This window comes from Pseudomonas sp. F01002, assembly GCF_004402115.1.
In the GTDB taxonomy this organism is placed as follows: Bacteria; Pseudomonadota; Gammaproteobacteria; order Pseudomonadales; family Pseudomonadaceae; genus Aquipseudomonas; species Aquipseudomonas frigoris.
Window position 1 is genome coordinate 1 of the sequence record NZ_SOPU01000027.1, and the last position, 23,267, is coordinate 23,267.

At 60.0% G+C, this 23,267-nt stretch carries 22 protein-coding genes and 1 pseudogene; 8 read left to right on the forward strand and 15 right to left on the reverse strand.

The window, feature by feature from the left end; all coding sequences use genetic code 11:
* The first annotated feature begins 300 nt into the window (after positions 1–300).
* Entirely contained in the window at positions 301–1,275 is a 975-nt protein-coding gene (locus tag E3W21_RS22870) for a D-glycerate dehydrogenase (RefSeq protein WP_134421954.1), read from the forward strand.
* Between the two features lie 139 nt (positions 1,276–1,414).
* The gene (locus tag E3W21_RS22875) at positions 1,415–1,924 is read left to right on the forward strand and encodes a DUF2165 family protein (RefSeq protein ID WP_134421955.1); all 510 of its coding nucleotides are present in this window, start codon (positions 1,415–1,417) and stop codon (positions 1,922–1,924) included.
* 27 nt (positions 1,925–1,951) lie between these two features.
* On the opposite strand, the gene E3W21_RS22880 is transcribed toward E3W21_RS22875, so the two are convergent.
* On the reverse strand, positions 1,952–2,854 hold the full coding sequence (locus E3W21_RS22880; protein ID WP_134421956.1) for a DMT family transporter: 903 nt from the start codon (positions 2,852–2,854) through the stop codon (positions 1,952–1,954).
* Between the two features lie 138 nt (positions 2,855–2,992).
* On the opposite strand from E3W21_RS22880, the gene E3W21_RS22885 reads away from it, so the two are divergent.
* The gene (locus E3W21_RS22885) at positions 2,993–3,868 is read left to right on the forward strand and encodes an AraC family transcriptional regulator (RefSeq protein WP_134421957.1); all 876 of its coding nucleotides are present in this window, start codon (positions 2,993–2,995) and stop codon (positions 3,866–3,868) included.
* A 149-nt stretch (positions 3,869–4,017) separates the two neighbouring features.
* Here E3W21_RS22885 and E3W21_RS22895 read toward each other — a convergent pair whose 3' ends face one another.
* The 8 genes from E3W21_RS22895 to E3W21_RS22930 form a co-directional block, all read right to left on the reverse strand.
* Entirely contained in the window at positions 4,018–6,447 is a 2,430-nt protein-coding gene (locus tag E3W21_RS22895) for a TonB-dependent receptor (RefSeq protein WP_134421958.1), read from the reverse strand.
* Positions 6,448–6,681: 234 nt separating this feature from the next.
* Complete coding sequence (locus E3W21_RS22900; protein ID WP_134421959.1) at positions 6,682–7,671, reverse strand: FecR family protein; 990 nt, start codon at positions 7,669–7,671, stop codon at positions 6,682–6,684.
* Positions 7,668–8,231, reverse strand: coding sequence for an RNA polymerase sigma factor (locus E3W21_RS22905; protein WP_134421960.1), 564 nt, complete (start codon positions 8,229–8,231; stop codon positions 7,668–7,670). The genes E3W21_RS22900 and E3W21_RS22905 overlap by 4 nt, the downstream gene beginning before the upstream one ends.
* A gap of 4 nt (positions 8,232–8,235) precedes the next feature.
* Positions 8,236–8,562: a DUF3325 domain-containing protein gene (locus tag E3W21_RS22910; protein ID WP_134421961.1), complete on the reverse strand. Its 327-nt coding sequence runs from the start codon at positions 8,560–8,562 to the stop codon at positions 8,236–8,238.
* Positions 8,563–10,143: a PepSY domain-containing protein gene (locus E3W21_RS22915; RefSeq protein WP_134421962.1), complete on the reverse strand. Its 1,581-nt coding sequence runs from the start codon at positions 10,141–10,143 to the stop codon at positions 8,563–8,565.
* The gene (locus E3W21_RS22920; RefSeq protein WP_134421963.1) at positions 10,140–10,445 is read right to left on the reverse strand and encodes a DUF3649 domain-containing protein; all 306 of its coding nucleotides are present in this window, start codon (positions 10,443–10,445) and stop codon (positions 10,140–10,142) included. Before E3W21_RS22920 ends, E3W21_RS22915 begins: the two co-directional genes overlap by 4 nt.
* A gap of 212 nt (positions 10,446–10,657) precedes the next feature.
* Entirely contained in the window at positions 10,658–11,065 is a 408-nt protein-coding gene (locus tag E3W21_RS22925) for an HPF/RaiA family ribosome-associated protein (RefSeq protein ID WP_008150614.1), read from the reverse strand.
* Between the two features lie 213 nt (positions 11,066–11,278).
* A complete protein-coding gene (locus tag E3W21_RS22930) occupies positions 11,279–12,226 on the reverse strand; it encodes a LysR substrate-binding domain-containing protein (RefSeq protein ID WP_134421964.1) in 948 nt (315 codons plus the stop codon).
* A 135-nt stretch (positions 12,227–12,361) separates the two neighbouring features.
* On the opposite strand from E3W21_RS22930, the gene E3W21_RS22935 reads away from it, so the two are divergent.
* The 3 genes from E3W21_RS22935 to E3W21_RS22945 all read left to right on the forward strand — a co-directional run bounded on the left by E3W21_RS22935 (position 12,362) and on the right by E3W21_RS22945 (position 15,973).
* A complete protein-coding gene (locus E3W21_RS22935) occupies positions 12,362–13,738 on the forward strand; it encodes an L-serine ammonia-lyase (RefSeq protein ID WP_129438349.1) in 1,377 nt (458 codons plus the stop codon).
* A gap of 229 nt (positions 13,739–13,967) precedes the next feature.
* Complete coding sequence (locus tag E3W21_RS22940) at positions 13,968–15,269, forward strand: serine/threonine transporter (RefSeq protein WP_134421965.1); 1,302 nt, start codon at positions 13,968–13,970, stop codon at positions 15,267–15,269.
* Positions 15,270–15,655: 386 nt separating this feature from the next.
* Complete coding sequence (locus tag E3W21_RS22945) at positions 15,656–15,973, forward strand: DUF3509 domain-containing protein (RefSeq protein ID WP_129438355.1); 318 nt, start codon at positions 15,656–15,658, stop codon at positions 15,971–15,973.
* Here E3W21_RS22945 and E3W21_RS22950 read toward each other — a convergent pair.
* Positions 15,970–16,470 (reverse strand): phosphate-starvation-inducible protein PsiE, encoded by a 501-nt coding sequence (locus E3W21_RS22950; RefSeq protein ID WP_008150634.1) that lies wholly within the window; start codon positions 16,468–16,470, stop codon positions 15,970–15,972. The two genes, E3W21_RS22945 and E3W21_RS22950, sit on opposite strands and share 4 nt — an antisense overlap.
* A gap of 308 nt (positions 16,471–16,778) precedes the next feature.
* Between E3W21_RS22950 and E3W21_RS22955 the strand changes: the two are divergent.
* Positions 16,779–17,033: pseudogene (locus E3W21_RS22955) on the forward strand (YebG family protein); the annotation flags it as partial.
* Between the two features lie 162 nt (positions 17,034–17,195).
* On the opposite strand, the gene E3W21_RS22960 reads toward E3W21_RS22955, so the two are convergent.
* The 4 genes from E3W21_RS22960 to E3W21_RS22975 all read right to left on the reverse strand — a co-directional run bounded on the left by E3W21_RS22960 (position 17,196) and on the right by E3W21_RS22975 (position 21,530).
* Positions 17,196–18,305: a dihydrolipoamide acetyltransferase family protein gene (locus E3W21_RS22960; RefSeq protein ID WP_134421966.1), complete on the reverse strand. Its 1,110-nt coding sequence runs from the start codon at positions 18,303–18,305 to the stop codon at positions 17,196–17,198.
* Positions 18,306–18,321: 16 nt separating this feature from the next.
* On the reverse strand, positions 18,322–19,308 hold the full coding sequence (locus E3W21_RS22965; protein WP_134421967.1) for an alpha-ketoacid dehydrogenase subunit beta: 987 nt from the start codon (positions 19,306–19,308) through the stop codon (positions 18,322–18,324).
* Positions 19,301–20,395 carry a pyruvate dehydrogenase (acetyl-transferring) E1 component subunit alpha gene (pdhA, locus tag E3W21_RS22970; RefSeq protein ID WP_134421968.1) on the reverse strand — a complete coding sequence of 365 codons (1,095 nt, stop codon included), beginning with the start codon at positions 20,393–20,395 and terminating at the stop codon, positions 19,301–19,303. The genes E3W21_RS22965 and pdhA overlap by 8 nt, the downstream gene beginning before the upstream one ends.
* Positions 20,396–20,510: 115 nt before the next feature.
* On the reverse strand, positions 20,511–21,530 hold the full coding sequence (locus E3W21_RS22975; protein ID WP_129438370.1) for a Glu/Leu/Phe/Val dehydrogenase dimerization domain-containing protein: 1,020 nt from the start codon (positions 21,528–21,530) through the stop codon (positions 20,511–20,513).
* A gap of 183 nt (positions 21,531–21,713) precedes the next feature.
* Here E3W21_RS22975 and E3W21_RS22980 point away from each other — a divergent pair, with 183 nt between their 5' ends.
* Positions 21,714–22,517, forward strand: a complete 804-nt coding sequence (locus E3W21_RS22980; RefSeq protein ID WP_134421969.1) for a SirB1 family protein — start codon at positions 21,714–21,716, stop codon at positions 22,515–22,517.
* A 108-nt stretch (positions 22,518–22,625) separates the two neighbouring features.
* On the opposite strand, the gene maiA is transcribed toward E3W21_RS22980, so the two are convergent.
* The gene (gene maiA, locus E3W21_RS22985; RefSeq protein ID WP_134421970.1) at positions 22,626–23,261 is read right to left on the reverse strand and encodes a maleylacetoacetate isomerase; all 636 of its coding nucleotides are present in this window, start codon (positions 23,259–23,261) and stop codon (positions 22,626–22,628) included.
* Positions 23,262–23,267: the final 6 nt, after the last annotated feature.

Here is a 23,267-nt window from a genome sequence, read left to right on the forward strand (position 1 = left end):
TTCCACGCTTCCTTCCCACACTCGGTCGCCCTCATGCAGTTGCGCTTCGCTTCATTCGCTGTGGCCAGCTCAAGAGAGGACTTTCACCTCTAGGATGGCGCCCATGCTGGGCGCACAAGTGCCTCGCCGTAAGGGCGAAACCGCCAGCCGCCGTTACCGCAGAAATGGATATGTACACCACCAACAGGAACATGGTCGGCCCAAAGGCCGCCAAGGACAAAAGAGCCCAACGGCCTCGCCCAAATCCAAAGAAGAATGTTAGCGTGCTTGGCATTCACCTGCGCCGAGAGCCCTCCTCCCATGAAAAAGACCGTCCTCGCCTTCAGCCGCGTCACTCCCGAAATGGTCGAACGCCTCAAGCAAGACTTCGACGTTATCGTGCCAAACCCGAAAAACGGCGACATCAACGCCCAATTCAACGAAGCCCTGCCCCACGCGCATGGCCTGATCGGCGTCGGTCGCAAACTCGGTCGCGCACAGTTGGAAAACGCCGCCAAACTGGAAGTCGTCTCCAGCGTCTCGGTCGGCTACGACAACTACGACGTCGCCTACTTCAACGAACGCGGGATCATGCTCACCAACACCCCCGACGTCCTCACCGAAAGCACCGCCGACCTGGCCTTCGCCCTGCTCATGAGCAGCGCCCGCCGCGTCGCCGAACTGGACGCCTGGACCAAGGCTGGCCAATGGCAAGCCACCGTCGGGGCGCCATTGTTCGGCTGCGATGTGCACGGCAAAACCCTGGGCATCGTCGGCATGGGCAACATCGGTGCGGCCATCGCCCGTCGCGGGCGTCTGGGCTTCAACATGCCGATCCTCTACAGCGGCAACAGCCGCAAGACCGAGCTGGAGCAAGAACTCGGCGCGCAGTTCCGCAGCCTTGATCAACTACTGGCCGAAGCCGATTTCGTCTGCCTGGTGGTGCCGCTCAGTGAAAAAACCAGACACCTGATCAGCCATCGCGAACTGGCGTTGATGAAGCCGAGCGCGATTCTGGTGAACATTGCCCGCGGCCCGGTGGTGGACGAACACGCCTTGATCGAAGCCCTGCAAAACAACCGGATTCGCGGCGCCGGGCTGGACGTTTACGAGAAAGAACCGCTGGCCGAGTCACCCCTGTTCCAACTGAAAAACGCGGTGACATTGCCGCACATCGGTTCGGCGACTCATGAAACCCGCGAAGCCATGGCCAACCGTGCCTTGGCTAACTTGCGCAGCGCCTTGCTGGGGGAGCGACCGCAAGATCTGGTGAACCCACAAGTCTGGAAAGTCTAACTAAAACGGGCAGGTGCTTAACCGCCTGCCCGTGACCTACACACCTTGCAATTCAGTTAACTGCTAAAAAAAAGATGCTCACTATAGACTCCCAACACTTAGTCTAACTTACGGACTTTAGTTATGGAGAGCACCTACCTTGAACCACCTTACGACCGACAAACTGATTAGATACAGCAAAGTAGTACTAATGGCCTATATAAGCTTCTTTGGCTTGATGGTGATGTACAGCAACTTTACCGACTACCCATCCAATTACGAATACGTCGGCCATATTCTCAGCATGGACACCACCCGAGAAAACCTGAACCTGAGCTACAGAGCAATCACTTCGCCGATGCTCCATCACCGCACCTATTGGTTCATCATCACTCTGGAAGTTGTTTACACGGCTTTCTGCTTGCTGGGTACTTACCATCTTTATCGAAACATCAATGCACCTGCCGCCGATTTTCACGAAGCGAAGAAGTTTGCGATCGTCGGATTATTGATTGGCCTTTTTGTCTATTACATCTGCCTGCAAGTGATCGGCACCGAATGGTTCAACATGGATGAATCTGCAATCTGGAACGCCAAGGATTGGGCCAGGCACATCGTGGACTTCATGTTTCCACTGCTGATTTACATCACGCTCAACATCGAACGCTGAAGTTTCAGCGCTCGATTAACCAAACCTTCACGCCAGTTTGCCGTTCCCTTGCACTATTGCCGCCCTGGGCTTACGAAACACCAGCACATTGCCCAGCATCACCAGTACCAAACCCATCAATGCGGGCGCGGTCCATTGGTAGCCTTCGGCAAACGCCGACACGTTCAGCGCCACGACGGGGAACAGTACGGTGCAATAGGCTGCGCGTTCCGGCCCCATCCGCCCGACCAATGTCAGGTAGGCAGTGAAACCGATCACCGACCCCGGAATCACCAGGTACAACAGCGAACCGATGTAGCGCGCATTCCATTCCATGTCGAACGGAATGCCTTTGACCAGGCACCACGCCGACAGCATGGCCGCGCCATAGGCCATGCCCCAGGCGTTGGTGGTTAGCGGTTTGAGCCCGGCTTTCTGTTGCAGGCTCGACAGCATGTTGCCCGCCGAGAAGCACAACGTCCCGAGCAACGCCAGGCCCAACCCGAGCAAGGTTTGCGGGCTCGCGGTGTGGCCCGCCACCTCAGGCCAGAACAATAGGCCAAGCCCGAACAAGCCCAGCGCACCGCCCATCAGCACATTGCGAGCGACTTTCTGACCGAAGAACACGCGTGCATTGAGTGCGTTCCACAACGTGGCGGTAGAAAACACCACCGCGACCAGACCACTGGGTATCCACTGGCTGGCAGTCAGAAAACACATGAAATTGATGCAGAACAGGCACAACCCCTGCGCCAGGCAGATCAGGTGCCCGCGACGGTTCATCACTTGCAGGCGGCGACTCAGCAGCAGCATCACGAACAGCACCAACGCTGCGAGGCCGAAGCGATAGACGATCGACACCGGAATCGCCACCACGCCCAGTTGCCATTTCAAGGCAATCCAGGTGGTGCCCCAGATCAGCACGGTCAGCAGATACAACGAAAGGTTCATGGCAAAGACTCCTGAATAGGCCTTCAGTGTCCTGCGCCAAGGCCTTTCGCACTTGCATAAACTTGCGCTTTTGTCGGGCCACAGGCTGGCAGCCGAACGGCTACGGAGTAGGATGCAAGGCGTTGGAGAGAACCGATCATGCCCGCACTGGAAACCCTGCAAGTCTTTCAAGCCCTTAACCGCTCGCCCAATGCTCGCCTGGAGCACAGCGCCGAGCTCGGTGACGGCATGGCTGCAGCCTTGTGGAGCAACCATCACGACGCCCAAGATTACGAAGCGCCGAGCCATCACACCTTGTCCTGCTACATCGCCGGCGGCACCGGGACCTTTCGCCGCGACCAGCCCGGCACCAAGGGCGGCCCCGACAAGCTGTGCATCCTGCCGGCCGAGCATCAATCGGGCTGGGTGATCAACGGCGATATTCGCCTGGCCCATGTGTATTTCAGCCCCGAACAATTTGCCCTCGGCTGCGTTACGTTGCTGGACCGCGAACCTCGCGAGCTGCAGTTGCGCGAAGCCACTTTTCTGGACGACCCGGCGCAAGCCCGGCGCTTTCGGCAAATGCTCACACTCAACTGGGACGAGCCCGGCGAACGCGTGCTCACCAGCAGCCTGGCCCATGAAATGCTCAGCCACGTATTGCTCGGCCAGGTCGGGATGCGTGAGGGGTTGCGGCTTAAAGGTGGATTGGCTGCGCATCAGCGACGGCAGTTGGTGGAGTTCATCGACAACCAATTGGCCGAGGCCATTAGCCTGGGACAATTGGCGGCGTTGTGCGCGCTGTCGGAGTATCACTTTGCGCGGATGTTTCGAGAGAGCTTTGGGTTGCCGCCGCATCAGTATGTGCTGTCGCGGCGACTGAGCCGGGCGCGGGAGTTGTTGCGTTCGACGTCGCAGCCGTTGGGGGATATTGCACTGGCGTGTGGGTTTGCCAGTGCGAGTCATTTCACCAATCGGTTTCGGCAGGCATTGGGCGGAACGCCTGGAGAGTATCGGCAGGCGTTTTTGCGGTAGGCCTGAGATTTTCGGTGTCTGGGATGCAGCCTTCGCGAGCAAGTCGAATCGTCGCACCGCCGCTCCCACATTTGATCGCATTCCCATGAGAGAACTCGGTCAAATGTGGGAGCGGGCTTGCTCGCGAAGAACGATGACGCGGTCTGCGATCAGAACTCCAACGTGCTGGACAACGAAATCTGCCGCGAATCCCCCATCGACACAAAGAACCGGCTCGCCGCCGAGGTGTAGTAGGTGCGGTCAAACAGGTTCTTCACGTTGAGCTGGAATTTGACCTTCTGCCCCTCGACTTTGGTGTCGTAAGTGGCGAATGCATCAGCCACGGTGTAGCTCGGCAAGTCGAAATCGTTCACGGCGTTACCCGCTCGCTCGCCGACATAACGCGCACCCGCGCCAACCCGCAACTGATCACCACCGACGATGGTGCCAAAGTCATAAACCGCCGACAGCGAGCCGCTATTCTTCGCTACGTTTTGCAGTTTTTTGCCTTTGTAGATCGGGTCTTCGGTGACTTCGGCATCGGTGTAGGCATAGCTGCCGATCATGCTCCAGCGATCACTCAGCTGACCGCTCAGGTCCACTTCCAGACCACGGGAACGCACTTCACCGGCGGCGCTGTAGATCGTCACGGGTCCTTCGGAGTTGGCCACCAGCACGTTGCGTTTCTTGATGTCGAACAGCGCGACGTTACCGGTGACGCGGCCCGGCATGTCGAGCTTGGCGCCGATTTCCCAGGACTTGGCTTCTTCCGGCGCGACGCTGCCGTCAAGCACGGTGCTGCTGCCGCTCAACGGCGCGATGGTCGAGTTGGGTTTGAATGACTCGGTGTAGCTGCCGTAGAACGACAGTTCATCGGTGTAGCGATACACCAGGCCGGCGCGAGGCACCCATTTCTGGCCGTTGCTGTCGGTGTTGGCCTGGAACGGTACACCTTTGCCGGCGTACTGGTCGTATTCCTGGAAGCGCGCACCAGCGACGAAAATCCATTGATCGGTCAGGTGAATCGAGTCCTGCAAAAACAACGACTCGCTGCGCAGTTCATCGGTCTGCGCACTGTCGGCCGGGCTGACCGTGGTGCCGGCGACTTCGCGGCCGTATACCGGGTTGACGTAGCTGAAGGTGCTCAGGCTTTTCTGACGGATCAGGTCTTCGCGGTAGATCTTGCGGTACTCGTCATCGACGCCGAACACCAGGTCGTGCTTCATTCCCGCGAGCTGGACATTGCCTTCAAGACTGGCGGTGGTGAAGCGGTCGGTGCTGATCGCGTTCTGAGTACCGTCCATGCTGCGAGTCAGGGTGCCTTTCTTGGTGTCGATGGCGGTGATGCGCACCTGGCTGGCGTCGTAGGATTCGCGGTTCCAGCTGTAGCCGAAGTGGGCTTTCCAGTTGTCGCTGAGCTCGTGATCGGCCTCGAAGTGATAGAGGTCCGAGCGGCCTTCCATGTTGTTGAACGGCTCGTCGAGACGACGCTCGCGAGAGATGTCCAGCGGATGATTGTCACGCGGGTCGATGATCGTGCCACGGTCGAACGGGGTCAGAAACTCGCGGTGTTCGTAGGCGAACAGCAGCTTGGTGCTTTCGCCGAACCAGGCCAGTGACGGTGCTACCAATGTCTCGCGGTGAGTGCCGAAGTTGCGCCAGTAATCTTCGTCTTCGTGGTCCAGGACCATGCGATAGGCCAACCCGGATTCGCCGAGCGCACCCGTGCTGTCGAGACCGCCACCGCTGCCGTTTTTGCCGTCGCCGTAAGTCGAACCGCGCAGGGTCAGGGCGTTGTACTGCTCAAGCTCGGGTTTCTTGCTGACCATGTTCACCACACCGCCCGGGTCTTGAATGCCATAAAGAAGCGAGGCCGGGCCCTTGAGCACTTCGACCCGGTCCACGGTCGCATTCATGCCTCGGCCCTGCACGAGCGGCATACCGTCGCGCATGATCGAGCCGTTGCGGTTGTCGCCGAAGCCGCGAGTCATCACCGAGTCCTGAGTGCTCGCCAGTGTGTTGCCTTGGGTAATGCCGCTGACGTTGGCCAGCGCGTCATCCAGATTGCGCGGCGCTTGATCACGAATGACCTGAGCCGGAACCACGTTGACGGTCTGGGGGATTTCCTGAAGCAAGGCCGATGAGCGCATCACCGAACTGGTGGGCGGTGGCTGATAGCTCATGGATTGATCGGCCACCGAGGTGATGGTCGTCGCGCCCAGGTTCAAGGCACCCTCGGTAGGCAACGGCTCCAGCACCCATGTGTGGCCGTCGGTACGGCGGAAGGTGAACCCCGAACCGCTGAGCAAACGCTGCATCGCCTGTTCGGCACTCATCTGCCCGCTGAGCGCTGGGGCGGTTAGACCGTACGGCGCCTCATCGGTGTAGACCACGCTGATGCCGGTGATCCGGCTGAAGTCGCTCAAGGCCTGGGGCAGCGGTTTGGCGGCCATCGCGAAGCTGAACTGCGCATTCTGTCGGGCACTGCCGGCCTCAGCCGCCACCGCCATACTCAACGGCAGCAATGCCAACGCCGAAAAGCTCAAGGCACACGTACCCAACCATTGTTTGACCGAACCCGATTTTGCCCTGGACTTCATTGCTCATGACCTGTGTAGAACCACAACGGAATGCGAATGACTCGCAGTTTCAGTCACTACACGAATGGGGCTTGGGTTTACCTCACCAAAATTTTGAAAATAATTTTATCGGGATTATGTATTGCTTGACTGGACGCCTTCGCGAGCAAGCCCGCACACACATTTAATTGCATTCCCTCTGAAGGAACTCGGTCGAATGTGGGAGCGGGCTTGCTCGCGAAAGGGCCGGTAGCCTTACCGCAAAATAATCAGATGCCCCAGAACCTTGTGTTGCTCAAACCCCAACACCCCTTGCAACGAACTCAGCACCGCCTGCGGATCCTTGCTCGGAAAGCTGCCGCTGATCCGCCGCGCCGCGAGTTCATCGTTGAGCAGCACAATCCGTCCCGGGTAATAACGCCCCAGGTCCTCCACCACATCAGCGAGCGTCGCCTTGTAGTAATTGAGCCATCCCTGACGCCACGCCAATTGCGCTTCGCTGTCTACCGCGTGGAGTGTTTCCGCCGAACCCTCGCCATAGGCCACTTGCTGGCCAGCGGTGAGGATTTGTTGCGCGGCGTGCTTGTCCGCCGTCACACCAACCCGCCCGGACAACACCGTGACCTGCGCGCCATGGGGTTGCAGGCGTACTTCGAATTGAGTCCCCAGCACCCGCGCCTGACCCTTTTCAGCGTCCACCACAAACGGCTCGCCGGTGTGGGTCACGCTGAAAAATCCGGCGCCGCGCCGCAGCTGAACGTGCCGCTCACCACGACTGAAATCCACCGCAATCGCGCTGTCAGCATCAAGCGTGACTTGCGACTGATCCGCCAGCGTGACGGTGCGAATTTCCCCCGGCGCCGACACATAGTCCGCGCCCAGATCATCGACCCAGCGCGACGGTTGCCAGCCAGCACCGAAGCCGATCATCAGCACCAGGCACGCCGCCATCGCCAACGCCCCCGACCAACGCCGAACGCTGGTACGGCGCGAGCGATTCATGGCGTTGAGGTAACCCTGCAAGGCAAACGCGTCTTCATCGGCCAACGTTCGGGCCGGTGTTTCGGTCAACTCCCACACCACTTGCGCCTGGGCGTAAGCCTCGGCATGGGCGGGGTCGGCCTGTAGCCAATGGCTGAAGGTGGCCTGATCGCCGCTGCTGGGCTGATCATGCAACAGACTCAGCCAGGCGAAGGCCGCCTGCTCCTGAGCAGGCGTCGGGGTGACGCGTTCGGTGTAGTTCACGGTGCTTTCCCTGGCATGCGCGGTTCGGGTTCCCGCAGGCTGGCCTTGCAAGCCTCGAGGGCGCGCATCATATGTTTTTCCACGGCGCTTTGGGACAAACCCATGGCCTTCGCGATCTCGGCGTATTTGCGCCCGTGAATACGGTTGAGCAAAAAAATCTGCCGCGTGCGCTCAGGCAGCGCGCGCAACGCCGCTTCGACGTGACGCAAGTCGTTGCCCGCCTCCAATGCCGCTTGCGGTTCGCTGCCGTGGCTGTCCGGTTGGTCCGGCATCCAACCCTCGTTGACCCGCACCCGCGTGCCTTCGCTGCGCAAATGGTCGATGGCGATGTTGCCGGCGCAGCGCAACAGGTAAGTGCTGAGCTCTTCGACCTGCACCAGCGGCCGGCGCCAGAAACGCAGGAACAAGTCCTGCACCAGGTCCGCGGCCGTCGCCCGACACCCGACTCGGCGGCTCACCAGCGCTTCCATTTGCGAACGCTGGGAAAGGAACACCTGCAGGAAATGCGCACGCGCACCGTGATGTTCATCGTCATGGGATTCCGGTGGACGGGTGATCATCAGGTCAGCCCTTTGCAAACACGGCTACGGGGCTGGCGAGCAGACTCAAACCGGCCAACACCAAGGCTAGGCGCGGGCGATACGGCATCAACAACACCAGCAGCAAAGCGCTGAGCATCAACACCGCAAACCACTCCACCAATCCAAGTCCCCAGCCCGTCGACGACACTGCGGCCCACAGCGATAACGCTATCAACAGCCAGCCACTGAGCTTCATCCCTTGGCGGCGACGGGCCGAGGGCTTGCGCCCCAAAAGTTCGGCGTGATGCCGATCCATCGATAAACAGAGCGCGGTGAAACCGCCGTAGCACAGCAACCAGGCCAAGAACATTCAGTGCGCCTCTTGCTCAAGCATTATCGATTCCGCCCGCGGCCGGGTGACGGTTCCAGCCTGCCCCGAGCGCTGCATTTTCCACGCAGCCCACGCGAAAAACAGACCACTGCCCAGGCACGTCAGATCGAAACCGGCCATGGCCCAATCGCCCTGAATCAGGGTGACGCCCAAGTGATAAGGCGTAGTCAGCGCGTTCAGCAGCGGCAGCGCACAGAACAGCAACGCCGCCAGCGCCAACTGTTCGACCCACGCTGCACGACCACGGCGGACCATGGCGTGCAACACACTCAAGCCCCAGACGATGAAGAAGCCGTTCACTTCCCAATCCGCCCGCCCGGCCATTGCGACCGGCAACAATCGATTGGCCCAGAAGAACGCCGCCACCGCGACCATCAACCCCGACATGCTGGCGATGTTCAGGACTTCCACCAGTCGCAACTCAAACGGCATCACACCGCTCTTTGCATGTTTGAGCTGACGCTTGCCGAGCCAGATCACCAGCCCGGTACCGATCATCGCAGTGCCCGCCAAACCACACATGAAGTACAGCCAGCGCAACACCGGACCGGCGAAATGGCCCATGTGCAAGCCATAGAAACTGCCGGCAATCGCCATGGGTAGTGCTTGCTTCGGCGTCGTGCTGAGTAGCTGCCCGGTCACGCCGTTGAATGTCAACGCGCTGCCAAAGTCGTGGACCACTCGGTCGGCGCCGTCACGCGCAAGAATGACCGAGGCATTCGCATCGCCCGGATTGTTGACCGTCAACCGTCCGGCCCGCCCGCCCGACCATTGCTCGCTGGCCCGTTCCAGCAGCGGTGCCAACGGTGCCAACTGACCCGGTGTACCGGCAAGTTCGGGGATACTGGAAGCAGGAAACACCTCATCGTAAAACGTATCGAAGTCACTGCCATAAGAGGCGACGATGCTCGCCGGCATCACCATCGACATGAAAATCACCAGGCTGCTGTAAGTGATCATCAAATGAAATGGCAACACCAGAACGCCCACCGCGTTGTGCCCGTCGAGCCAGGAGCGCTGGCCCTTGCGCGGTCGGAAGGTGAAGAAGTCCTTGAAGATTTTCTTGTGGGTGATGATCCCGCTGATCAGCGCGACGAACATCACCATCGCTGCGAGGGTCGACAGCCAGCGACCCCACGGATAGGGCATTTGCAACTGAAAGTGGAAGCGGTAAAAGAACTCGCCACCGCGTGTGTCCCGGCCCTGCACTTCTGCGCCTGTTTGCGGATCGAGGCGTTTTTCGGTGAATTGACCGCGCGTGCCGGGCCTGGCCGGTGCTTGCTGCCACCTCACCGACAGCCCGGGCTCGCGAGCATCCGGCAAATCGATAAGCCATCGCGAGGCACCCGCGGCGTGCTGCTCAAGGTAGTGCTGGGCCAGGGTCAAACTGGCTTCGGAGGACACTGCACGGGCGGGAATTTCCGGCTGCATCCAGTGGCTGATCTCATCCTTGAAATACGCGAGCGTGCCGGTCAGGAAAATCGCGAACAGCAGCCAGCCGAAGATCAACCCAGCCCAGGTGTGCAGCCAGGCCATGGCCTGTCGAAAGCCCTCTTTCATGAGAGGCCCATCCAGTACGTCAGCCCCGACACCGCCGCCAAAACCACGCTCGGCACGATCAATCCCAACCAGGCTTGCCACGCACTGCGACAGGCAAAGCACCAGAGTACGGCGACCAGATACACCAGAAACGAGGTCATCATCCCGGTGACCACCGCTTCGCCGCGAGCCATGGGCATCCACATCGTCAGGCTGACACTGGCCAATGCCGCAACGAGGTATCCCCCCAACACGGCGGCCAGCACTCGGGAAGTGACGGCCAGTCGGTAGGAAACGGGGAGCGCGGTGATTTTGCCTTTCATGTTTCGACCTTGAAACGGGTGAAGCCTCGTGAAGGTCACGGAGCCAACAAGGCCGTAATATTAATGATAAATATTCTCATATGCAAAATAGATCCGATGGGATCGTTGTTACGGCAGTCCAAATGATCGTTCCCACGCGCAGCACAAACAAGAACGGGCCTGCATAAGCAGGCCCGTTTTCAGTGGTGGAAAGGTAAAAGGTGAATCAGGCTTCAACCGTTTTGCGCAGCCTGTTCGTTCTCGAGAAATTCGTCTTCCAGCAGCGCATCGGCTGCGACTCTCTCGAACGGCACCACAGCGGCACGTGGTTTGCCCCGCAGTTTGCCGAACAGGTGTTCCAGCGCATGTTCAAGTTTTTCGGCCGCACCGTCGATCGCCAGTTCCAGGTTTGCGGCTTTATGGGTGACAGAAATCGGTTGGTGGCCTTTTGGCCGCGCTTCCAGCTGACAGCGCATGTCATGGGGACCGGGCTTGTCGCCGTTCTCGTCCCGCAGATGAACCTCGACGCGTGTCAGGTCCTCTTCATAACGTTCGAGCGTGCTCTCAATGGTAGTACGTACCCACTCCTCCAGTCGGATGCTGCTTTGAATATGGTTATCGCTGTTGACTTGGATTTGCATAGTTCATCCCTTATTTCAGCTAGCTCGCGAGAGGCACATCGGCTGGCCCTTGGGCGTCATCACCGTCACCTCTGACTTACACAATCGGTCTGCTCGCAGAACAATTCAACCCCTAAAAGAAGATAAATTTTCATACGCAAAAAAAGCCGGACAAGGAGCAAAAGCGCTGTTAAGGTCGGGAGTTGGGTCGCCTGACTCTTTTGTCACAATTGCTCACATCTGCCGCTCCGCCAGCGGGTGCAAGCTTCGAAATATCCCCGCCTCCTCCACAAGCCAGTCATGCACCGCACGCACGCCCGGATGGCTCAGCGCCCCCGGCGCATAGAGCAGCACATAACGCTTGTGATTGGGCACCGCCAGGCCAAACGGCACGATCAACGTCCCCCGATCCAGCTCATCATTGAGCAACGTTCGTCGCGCAATCGCCACGCCCATACCGGCAATCGCCGCTTCGATGGTCAGGTGATTGCGATTGAAGGTGTGCCCGCGCCGCACGTCCGCACCTTCGAAGCCGATAGCGTTGAGGTAGAACTCCCACTCTGCATACTCGTAACTGCCGCGCCAGGCGGTGATGTCGTGCAGCAGCGGAAAGTGCATCAGGTCCGCCGGGCCATGCAGCGGCGGCCGGCCGCGCAGCAGGCTTGGAGCACAGACGGGAAAAATCTGCTCGTCGAGCAAGGTTGTGGATAACAAACCGGGATAGCTGCCGTCATTCAGGTCAATGGCCAAATCGAAGTCGCCTTCGTGCAATGGCACGCTGCTGTCCTCGGCCACCAGCCGTAATTGAATGTCCGGGAATCGCTGCTGCAAACGCGGCAACCTTGGGGTCAACCACTTGCTCAGGAACGATGGGATCGAGCGCACTCGCAAAATCCCGCTGATCATTCCCGCGTCCAGTCGTCGCAATTCAGCATCGATGCTGCCGTAAGCCTCGTTGACCGTGATGGCCAGTCGCTGGCCCTCGGCGCTCAGTTCCACACCCCGAGCGCGGCGGCGGAAAAGTCGAAACCCAAGCCGTTCTTCCAGCTGCCGGATTTGCTGACTGACCGCACCCGGCGTGATGTGCAGTTCTTCGGCGCATCGAGTGAACGACAAGTGCCGCGCGGCACAGGAAAACACGTGCAGCCAGACGTAAGTCTGGGCGTGCAATTGGCGACTCATTGATTAGTCCTGCTAAAGGCTGTCTTAGGAAGTTTCGTTGGTCACGTAGGACCGAGGTAGGCAGTATCGCCGACATTGCGCTTGTCCTACAAAAATGGCAGCGATTTCTCTTCCATTGCTTGTATAGGCTTTAGCATGGCTATCAGTGTTTTCGATCTCTTCAAAGTCGGCATCGGCCCGTCCAGTTCCCATACCGTCGGCCCGATGCGCGCCGCCGCGACCTTCGCCCAAGCCCTGATTGACCAACAATTGCTGGCCGACGTACGGCGAGTAGAAATCCGACTTTATGGCTCGCTGTCGGCGACCGGCGTCGGTCACGCCACCGACCGCGCCTGCGTCATGGGCCTGATGGGCGAATGGCCGGACAGCATTGATCCCACGTCCATCGACAGTCGAATCCAGTCTCTGCGCGAAACTGGCGAACTGTCTCTGGCAGGCAAAACCACCATCGCCTTCAACTGGCAACGCGATCTCCTGCTGCTCGAGGAGAGCCTGCCCTACCACCCCAACGCCATGTCCCTGACAGCCTTTGGCGAAACCGGTGAGTTGTGGGAGCAAACGTACTACTCGATCGGTGGCGGATTCATCATCGAAGCGGCCGAAGCCGAGTCCGGCATCGCGCCAACCAGCGATGTGGTGCTGCCGTACGATTTTTCCAGCGCCGCCGAACTACTCAAGCTCTGCAACCTGCACGGTCTGCGCGTTTCCGAATTGATGATGGCCAATGAATTGGCCTGGCGCAGCGAAGCCGAAATCCGTCAGGGCCTACTGCACATCTGGTCGGTGATGCGCGAATGCGTCGAGCAAGGGCTGCGCCATGAAGGCATCCTGCCCGGCGGTCTGAATGTTCCCCGTCGCGCAGCGAAATTGCACCGCAGCCTGCTGGAAATCGGCAAGCCGAATGTCATCACCTCCACGCTGTCGGCCATGGAGTGGGTGAACCTGTTCGCCCTCGCCGTGAACGAAGAAAACGCAGCGGGCGGGCGCATGGTCACGGCGCCGACCAACGGCGCGGCGGGGATCATTCCGGCGGTGCTGCATTACTACATGAAATTCAACCCGGACGCGTCGGACGATGACGTCGTCGCGTTCTTTTTGGGCGCTGCTGCTGTAGGCATTCTCTGCAAGAAAAACGCCTCTATCTCCGGTGCTGAAGTCGGTTGCCAGGGCGAAGTCGGCTCGGCCTGCGCCATGGCAGCCGCCGGTCTGGCGGACGTGCTCGGCGCCACGCCGGAGCAACTGGAAAACGCCGCCGAAATCGGCCTGGAACACAACCTCGGCCTGACCTGCGACCCGGTCGGCGGCCTGGTGCAAGTGCCGTGTATCGAGCGCAATGCGATTGCTGCCGTGAAGGCAATCAACGCCACGCAAATGGCCCTTCGCGGCGACGGCAAACACTTCATTTCCCTGGACCGGGTCATCCGCACCATGCGCGACACCGGCGCCGACATGCATGACAAATACAAAGAGACTTCACGGGGCGGCCTGGCTGTTAGCTGGGTGGAGTGCTGAGGAGCATTCCGAAGCAGGTAGTTTGAAAACGTAGCGAGCGAAGGCAAGACAAGGCAAAAACAGGCAAGGACGCGGGGTTTACGGGTTGTAAATGAGCAGTCCGCGCCTGTTTTTAACGCAGTATTGCCTGCGTAGCAACGAAGTCGCCCAGCGCGCAGTAGTTTTCAAACTGCCTGCCTGACCGTCCGGAACACGTGAGCCCTAGCAAGAACAATAACGAGGCCAAACGATGACCGATGTACGTACACCTGCTGCCGATAACCCAGCTGTAGAACTCAAACGCGACACAGCAACAGCCACCAAAGGCTGGAGTAAACACGACACCACCTGGATGCTCGGTCTTTACGGCACCGCCATCGGTGCCGGCACGCTGTTCCTGCCGATCAACGCCGGCGTGGGCGGTTTCTGGCCGCTTCTGATCCTGGCAGTGCTGGCGTTTCCGATGACCTTTTTCGCCCACCGCGGCCTGACCCGCTTCGTGCTGTCCGGGCGTTCCGGGGACATCACCGAAGTCGTGGAAGAGCATTTCGGCATCGGTGCCGGCAAGCTGATCACGCTGCTGTATTTCTTTGCGATCTTCCCGATTCTGCTGGTGTACAGCGTGGCGCTGACCAATACCTTGAGCAGCTTCATGGAGCATCAGTTGCACATCGCCCCGCCACCGCGGGCGATTCTGTCGCTGGTACTGATCCTCGGTCTGATGGCCATCGTCCGTTGCGGTCAGGGTGTCATCGTCAAATGCATGAGCGTGCTGGTGTACCCGTTTGTCGCGGCGTTACTGTTGCTCGGCTTGAGCCTGATCCCGAACTGGAACGGCGCGTTCTTCGCCATCGCCAGCGAAGGCATGCCGATGCCGCTGTTCTTCAAGACGTTGTGGCTGGCGATCCCGGTGATGGTGTTTTCGTTCAACCATTCGCCGATCATCTCTGCCTTCTCCGTCGATCAGAAACAGCGTTACGGCGAACAGGCCGAACGCAAAAGCAGCGGCATCCTCGCCATCGCCCACGCGATGATGGTGGTGACGGTGATGTTCTTCTGCTTCAGCTGCGTGCTGGCCTTGTCCCCGGCTGATTTGGCGGCGGCAAAGGCGCAAAACATCTCGATCCTGTCGTACCTGGCCAACCACTTCCAGACGCCGGTCATCGCTTACGCTGCGCCGCTGATTGCGCTGGTGGCGATCACCAAATCCTTCCTCGGCCATTACATCGGCGCCAGCGAAGGCTTTCAGGGCCTGATCGTGAAAAGCCTGCGCGGCCGTGGCCGGGTGATGTCTGCCAGTTGGCTGAACCGCGTGACCGCGCTGTTCATGATCCTCAGCTGCTGGGCCGTGGCGACATTCAACCCGAGCATCCTCGGCATGATCGAAACCCTCGGCGGGCCAATCATCGCGTGCCTGCTGTTCCTGATGCCGATGTACGCCATCCGTCGCGTGCCGGCCTTGCGCCAGTATTCGGGTCAGGCCTCGAACGTGTTCGTAGTGTTGATCGGTTTGATTGCACTGTCTGCGATCATCTACTCATTCATGCCCTGAAACGGGCAGGCAAAAAGAAGGCGGGCTGTAGCAGCTGGCGAAGCCTGCGTTCGGCTGCGTAGCAGTCGTGAAACCTGAGTTTGCGGTCTTCCTGAAACACCGCATCGCCTGATTTCACGACTGCTTCGCAGCCGAACGCAGGCTTCGCCAGCTGCTACATGGATCGCGTTACAACGTGAATACTCGGCATTAGCCACAGAGCCCGCCTTCTTTTTTGCCGTATTCATTGTTCGACAGTTTTCCCGGCATGGCCCTTGCTAAGTCACCTGTGAGGCAAAAGGACTTTTGAAAACCTCAGCGAGCGACATGCCGGTGGTCTGGTGTTGCGAACTAATCCCGATCACGGCGGGTCAACAACTGCACGTTCAATCAGGCGGTAACGCATCATGGACAACCCTTTTCAGCTCATTACCGATGCTTTTGCACCGGATTATCAGATCAACCTGAGCATTCAGGGTCTGGATGGCAGCATCATGCTGACCCTGTCCAACAGCGGTCACGTGGTCGCCAAACGGATGATCAGCGCCGAACAACGCAATGACCCCCAGCGCCTCAAACGCCTGGTGCAAAGCATTCAATTCGGCATTGCCATCGAACAGGGCCACAGCGCCGTGGCCATCCTCGAAGCCATGACCGACGGCGACAATCACAACCTGCCGCCGCCACGCGTCAAGGGCCACAGCCGGCCAGCCATGAGGCTTTAAAGCTCGCCCTTCTCGACTTCGGGATGCTCACCGGAACCCGCACCGATCTTGCGCTGCGGGTGTTCGATCTTCACCGAAGGGAATTGCGACGAGGCGTAACGCACCACCAGAATCGAGAACGCCAGCAGCAGAATCCCGCCGCACAGGTAGATGATGCCGATATCCGGCGGGTTGTGGTGCGAAACGTTGGAGATCAGCAGCCGCGTCAACGCGGTGATCGCCACGTAGATCAGGAAGCGCACCGGCATGTGGTTGGTCTTGAAATAAATCCCGACCATCGCCCCCAGTTCCAGGTAGATGAACAGCAGCAAGATGTCATCAATCTTGATGTGCCCCGCCTCGATCATCTGCAAAAACTCCATCACCGCCGCCCACGCGGTCACAGCACCGATGGCGAACAACGCCAGGTAGTGGAAGGTCTCGACGAACAGGTTGCCCAGCGACTCGGCCAGTTGATGCACGTTCTGCCGCAGGTTCTCGGCCCAGTTGATTTTCACGATGATTCTTCCTTAGCTCGGTTCGAGCGGATGATGCGGGTTTGACGTGACGGTTGTTCTGCATGCAGAAAAAAGGCCAGAGGCTGTTGGGTGAGATGGCGATAGGCTGCCATTGGACACTTTTGTGGAGAGTTCGAGGGCCTCATCGCGAGCAAGCTCGGCTCCCACAGGTCTTGCGCAGACCACCTGATTTCGGTCTACATTAAAAAGCCACTACCCAAAGCGCAGGGATTCGCTTATCCTTTTCGCTGTATATAAATACAGTGGTCGAATAAGACAACTTAATGTGAAGGCATGTGAGGTGGTGAATGGCCGTCGAAGTGGTATACCGCAGCAGCCGAGATCTGGAGCGCTTGTTCATGGATAAAGCCGAAGCTGACCGTCATGACAAAATGCTCGAACTGGCCGAGTTGCTGGCCGAAGTGTTGCAAAAAGCCGTTCCGTCCCTGACCGAACAGCAAGTGGAAGAAGCCGGGATCTACATGGCGAAGAACCGCGATGTGTTCGCCAAGGCGTTCAAGAGTCAGCCGGACGCGTTGTCCGAATTGCTCAATGCGCCTGCTGAAGTCGTTGAAAAGGCCGCCCCTGTTGAGGCGCCTGCACCTGTTGAAGTCGCTGAGCCGACCAAGCCAGCTAAAGCCCCCAAGGCTGCCAAGTAAGCAACGCCCGAATTGAATAGGCCCTGAGTCAAATGACTCAGGGCCTTTTTCATGCCTGCGAAAAAATCAGGCTTCAGGTTGTTCCAGTGCTTCGACCAGCGCCTTGAAGAAACGCGCCGCCTCACCGCCCGTCACCACGCGATGATCGAAGGTCAGGGACAGCGGCAGGACCGGATGCACCACCACCGCGCCATCGACCGCCACCGGTTCGTCGCGGATCGCACCAGCGGCGAGGATTGCCACTTGCGGCGGTACCACCACCGGGTTGGCGTAGCGGCCGAACAAGGTACCGAAATTCGACAACGTCAGGGTCGCCCCCATCATTTCCTTGGGCGGAATCGATCGCGCCTGCACGTCGGCCCTTAATCGCATGACGCCTTCCTTCAACTCAGCCGGGGTGCGGTGACCGACATCGCGCAGCACTGGCACGAACAAGCCGTCCGGGGTGTCCACGGCGATGCCCAGATCGAGCCGCTCGTGTTGTTTGAGCGACAGGCTTTTGCCGTCGAAGGCACTGTTGAGCACCGGTTCCACGGCGCACGCGGCCGCCATCGCCTTGGCCAGGCGAATCAGCGGTTCGCGGGCCTGACCCCAGCGATGCAGGTCGGCGTCACCGAAAATCGTCACCGGCACGACTTCGGCGTGAGACCGGGCCATGTTCAGCGCCATGCTGCGCCGCACACCGCGCAACCGTTCGCCGCCGAAGCGATCCAGTTCAGTTTGAGCCGCGTTTTCCACATCCGTGCGGGTGATCAGCCCCCCGTGGCCGGAGCCCGTCAACCCGCTCAACTCCACGCCGAGTTGCCGAGCCAATTGCCGCACGGCCGGCGCAGCGCGAGTCGCCAGGTGCTCTCGGGTCGAAGGGGCCGCCCCGATGAAAAACGAGTCCTCCTGACTGCTGCCGCCACCTTCGAGTCGCCCCACTACGGTGCCCGCATCGGCTTCGCCTTCGTAGCCGAGCAAGGGTTCACCGACGTGAATGATGTCGCCCTCGCCGCCGTAGAGTTTTGCCACCACGCCGTCGTACGGCGCGGGAATTTCCACCAAGGCTTTGGCGGTTTCCACCGACACCAGCGGTTGATCGGCCTTGACCGTATCGCCGACTGCGACGTGCCAGCGGACGATTTCCGCCTCCTGCAAACCCTCGCCCAGATCCGGCAGTTTGAAATATTTCATCGCGGCCTCCTTGGGTTCAGGAAAAGTGAAGTACGTTGTCGCAGGCCTGAAGAATGTCTTCGACGTTGGGCATGTACAGCGACTCCAGTCGATACAGCGGCGGCGGGATATCCGGCGCGGTAACCCGCTGAATCGGTGCCTGCAATTCCAGCAACGCCCGCTCGTAGAGGCTCGCGGCGACTTCCGCACCGACGCCACAAGAGCGAGGTGCCTCGTGGACGATCACGCAACGACCGGTCTTGCGCACCGAGGCTTCCATCGTGTCGAGGTCCAGCGGCTTGATACTCGCGACATCGATCACTTCCGCCGAGACGCCCCGCTCGGCCAATGCGGTGGCGGCTTGCAGGGTTTCCATCACACTGGCACCCCAACTGATCAGCGTGATGTCGCTGCCTTCGCGCAGGGTGAAACAGCTGTCCAGCGGCAGGCGTTTACCGTCATCCACCAGCGCTTGCGGGTTCATGCGATAGAGCCGGGTCGGTTCGAGAAACACCACCGGGTCCGGGTCATCAATGGCCGCCAGCAACAAGCCATAGGCCCGTGCCGGCGATGACGGAATCACCACCCGCAGACCTGGAATGTGCGCGAACAATGCTTCAGTGCTTTCGCTGTGATGTTCCGGCGCGCGAATCCCTGCGCCCATCGGCGTGCGCATCACCATCGGGCACGTGATCCGCCCGCGCGTGCGATTGCGCATGCGGCTGGCGTGGGACACCAGGTGCTCCATGGCCGCGTAGATGAAACCCATGAACTGAATTTCCACCACCGGTTTCAAGCCCTGAGCGGCCATGCCGACCACCAGACCGCCGAGCATGGTTTCGGCCAGCGGCGAGTCGATGACTCGCTTGAAGCCAAAGCTGTCGCGCAGCCCTTGGGTGGCGCGGAACACGCCGCCATTCACCCCGACGTCCTCACCGAGGACGATGACGTTCTCGTCTTCTCTCATGGCCCGATGCAGCGCGAGGTTCACCGCTTCCAGCAACGTGACTTTGCCGTTACTCATGGCTCGGATCTCCCGCGCGGCGCGCGGCCCGTTCGAGCAACTCTTCACGCTGCCCGGCGAGGGACGCCGGCCATTGGGCGTAGACATGATCCATGACCGATTCGGGCGCCTGAGTACCCGCTGCCTCGAAGTTATCCACAGCGCGCTGCACCAAGCCCTGGCATTCACTGATCAGCGCCTGTTCGCGGCCTTCGTCCCACACGCCCTGGTCGACCATGAAACGTTGCAGGCGTTTGACCGGCTCTTCGAGCCAGGCCTGTTTGACCTCGTCCGCCGGCCGGTAGCGTGTGGCATCGTCAGCGGTTGTGTGGTCGCCGAGGCGATAGCTCAGGCATTCCAGCAACACCGGCCCTTTACCGTGACGCGCCCTTTCGAGGGCCACTTGTACTCGGTCGTAAACCGCGAGCAGGTCATTGCCGTCGACCTGCTCACCGTGGAACCCGGCACCGATGGCTTTCTGTGCCAGCGTCGGGGCGCCGCACTGAATTCGCCGTGGCACCGAGATCGCCCATTGGTTGTTATTGACCACGAACACCACCGGCAACTGCCAGGCACCGGCGACGTTGAGGGCTTCGAGGAAATCGCCCTTGCTGGTGGCGCCGTCGCCGCAGGTGGTGACGGCGACCCGATGTTCACCGCGGATTTTGAATGCACTGGCAACGCCGCAGGCATGCAGGGCCTGGGTGGCAATCGGCACACAGATCGGAAAGTCCTGGGCCGCCGCCGGTTCGGCAAAGTCGCTGCCGCGCTCGTCACCGCCCCAGTACAGGAGGATTTCTTCCATTCGCACCCCACGCATCAACTGCACGGCGGTGTCACGGTAATACGGAATCAGCACGTCTTCGGCGTGCATCACGCTGCCGACGGCGACGCCAATGGCTTCCTGGCCCAACGTCGGCGCATAAGTGCCGATGCGCCCCGTGCGTTGCAGGGCGACGGCTTTCTGATCGAAAAGGCGGGTCAGGACCATCTGCCGATAAAGGCGCGTCAGCAAATTGAAATCGTCGGCCCAGGCAGGAAGTTCGCCGAGCAATTGGCCGTCAGGGGATAAAAATCGGGTGTAAGGCAGCTCAACCTTGTGAGGCATCAAAGGGGCTCCTGGCACGCCGCGTCAGCGTGCGTCAGTCAAGCCTGACGCTTGTGGCGCCAGGCCTTGGGGGCAAGTCTGCCGGATAGGCCCTCACTCCTTCATCGGTTCAACCTCATCGATACAGCACTTTCTCCGCCAACTCGTCAGCCACTCGGGCCGGCGAGCGTTTTTCCGCCTGGGCATGGGCGAAGACTTCGGTCAGCCGGGAGCTGATTTTCGACAGGTGTGCGGTGATGGTCGTGAGCTCTTCGCCGCGGTGCTTGAGCGAAACGTAGATCAGCCCGCCGGAATTGATCACATAGTCCGGCGCATACAGAATGCCCCGCCGCTCCAGTTGATCGGCGACTTCCAGATGGGTCAGTTGGTTGTTCGCCGAACCGGCCACCGCCGCGCAGCGCAATTGCGTCACGCTGTGGCTGTTGAGCACGCCACCGAGGCCGCAGGGCGCGAGAATGTCGCAAGGGGTGCTGAGCAGCGCCTCGTTGGCGATCGGGTGAGCGCCGAGTTGTTCCATCGCCAATTGCACTTTGCCGTGATCGATGTCACTGACCAGCAGCTCGGCACCGGCGGCGTGCAGTTGTTCGGCGAGGGCAAAACCAACGTTGCCGAGCCCTTGAATCGCCACTCGCAGGCCTTCGAGGTTATCGCTGCCCAGCCGGGCCATGGCGGTGGCACGAATACCGGTGAACACGCCCATCGCCGCGTGCGGTGCTGGGTCGCCCGCCGAGGTGGTGCTGGTGACGTGCTGGGTCTGTTGGGCGATGCAATCCATGTCCGCCACGGAGGTGCCACTATCGATCGCAGTGATGTAGCGGCCGTCGAGCTGATTGATGCAACGCCCGAAGGCTTCGAATAGCGCGGCGCGGTTTTCCACATGGACCGGGCGAACAATCACCGCCACGCCGCCGCCCTGAGCCAGGCCGGCCAGCGCCGCCTTGTAACTCATGCCTTGGGCGAGGCGCACCGCATCCTCGACGGCGGACTCGTCGCTGGGATAGGCAAGGTAACGACACCCGCCGAGGGCAGGCCCCAGACGGCTGTTATGAATGGCAATGACCGCCTTCAACCCGGTGACCGAGTCGACGCTCAGATGCAGGGATTCAAGGCGAGTGCTTTGCATGAGAGCGAACATCGTAGGGCTCCCGAATCACTTCTTGTAGTCGCCAGTATAGGCTTGCGCCCGAAAATTGCAGAAGCGCACCGGAATAAGCGACGCCGCCATGCAGACTTTCGGACATAACCTGCAACCGCCTCTGTGCGGCACTGGACGAATGGCGGAGACGGGGCTAAAACGAGGCATTACCCGGAGATTTTGATGACCCCCCGCCAACGTTTCTTCGACTGCCTGCAACGTTCACCGCCTGCGCTGTTCGAGGCGGCGCTGTGGATTGCCGCCGAACACGACACTGAGGTAAATCCCGAGGCGGTGCTGAACGATTTCAAGGACCTGCAACAACGGGTCAGTTATGGCTTGCCGATGTTGCCGGTCAGCGAGTTGGCCCAGCCGTTGTTACGGCGTATGAATGACCTGGGATTCGCTCAGGACGACTCCACGCCATTGCGTCCGCAAGTCGCGCTGGTCAATAAAGTGCTGGAACGCAGGCGCGGGCAGCCGCTGAGTCTGGGGTTGATTGCTCTGGAACTGGCCAAAGGGCTGGAAATCCCCATGGTTGGAGTCAACTTCCCCGGGCATTTCCTGCTGCGGGTACCGGGCGCCGATCACCTGCTCGACCCATGCGGCGGGCGTCGGTTGTACCCCAACGATTGCCGGGAATTGCTGCAACGCCAGTACGGCCCGAACATGCAGCTCAGCGCCGAGCATTTGCTCACCGCCGAACCGGTGCAAATGCTGCAGCGGCTGTCGCGCAATCTGCGTCAGTTACACCTTTCTAACGATGACTACATCGGCGCCCTGATCGACGCCGAACGTGTGCTGGAACTGGGCAACGCCAGTGCCTCCGACTACCTGGCCCGGGCCAGCCTCTATCAACGGCTGGATTGCCCGAACGCCGAACGCTTTGACCTGGAGCATGCCCTGCTGCTCAGTGACGACCCGATCCAGCGGATTCGCCTGACTGAGCGATTAGGGCACCTGCCGCCAAACTCCATCGTCCATTAAAAGCAAAAGATCGCAGCCTCGCTTCACTCGACAGCTCCTACAGGGGGTCGCGATTTCCTGTAGGAGCTGTCGAGTGAAACGAGGCTGCGATCTTTTGATCTGATGTTTTTAAGGGGTGTCTGGCTGGTTCGCCGGATGCGCCTTGATGAACGCCGGGTGCATGGTCGCCAACGCCGCCACTCGACGAATCCGCGGATACGCCTCAAGTGAAATGTTGAAGCGCTCGGCCGCGTACAGCTGCGGGATCAGGTAAACATCCGCCAGCCCAGGCGTCGGACCAAAGCAATAACCCTCATCGCCGATCAACTGCTCCACCGTCGCCAATCCTTGGCTGATCCAGTGCCCGATCCACTCCACCACTTGCGGTTCATCGTGCCCCAACTGCCGAAGTTTATTGAGCACGCTGACGTTGTGCAGCGGATGCACGTCGCAACCAATCACTGCCGCCACACCACGCTCATGGGCGCGAGCGGCGAGGTCTTTGGAGAGCAGCGGCACCTGTGGATAACGTTCCTCCAGGTATTCAATGATCGCCGGCGACTGGATCAACAGCTCACCTTTGTCAGTGCGCAAGGCCGGCACTCGGCCTTGCGGATTAATGCTCAGATACGGCGGCTGTCGATGTTCGCCACCTGGCGGCGCGATCAGATTGATCGGCAGCGCCTGGTAATCCAGCCCCTTGAGCGCCAACGCAATGCGTACCCGAAAGGACGAAGTCGAACGATAGTAGGTATAGAGTTCCATGACCCG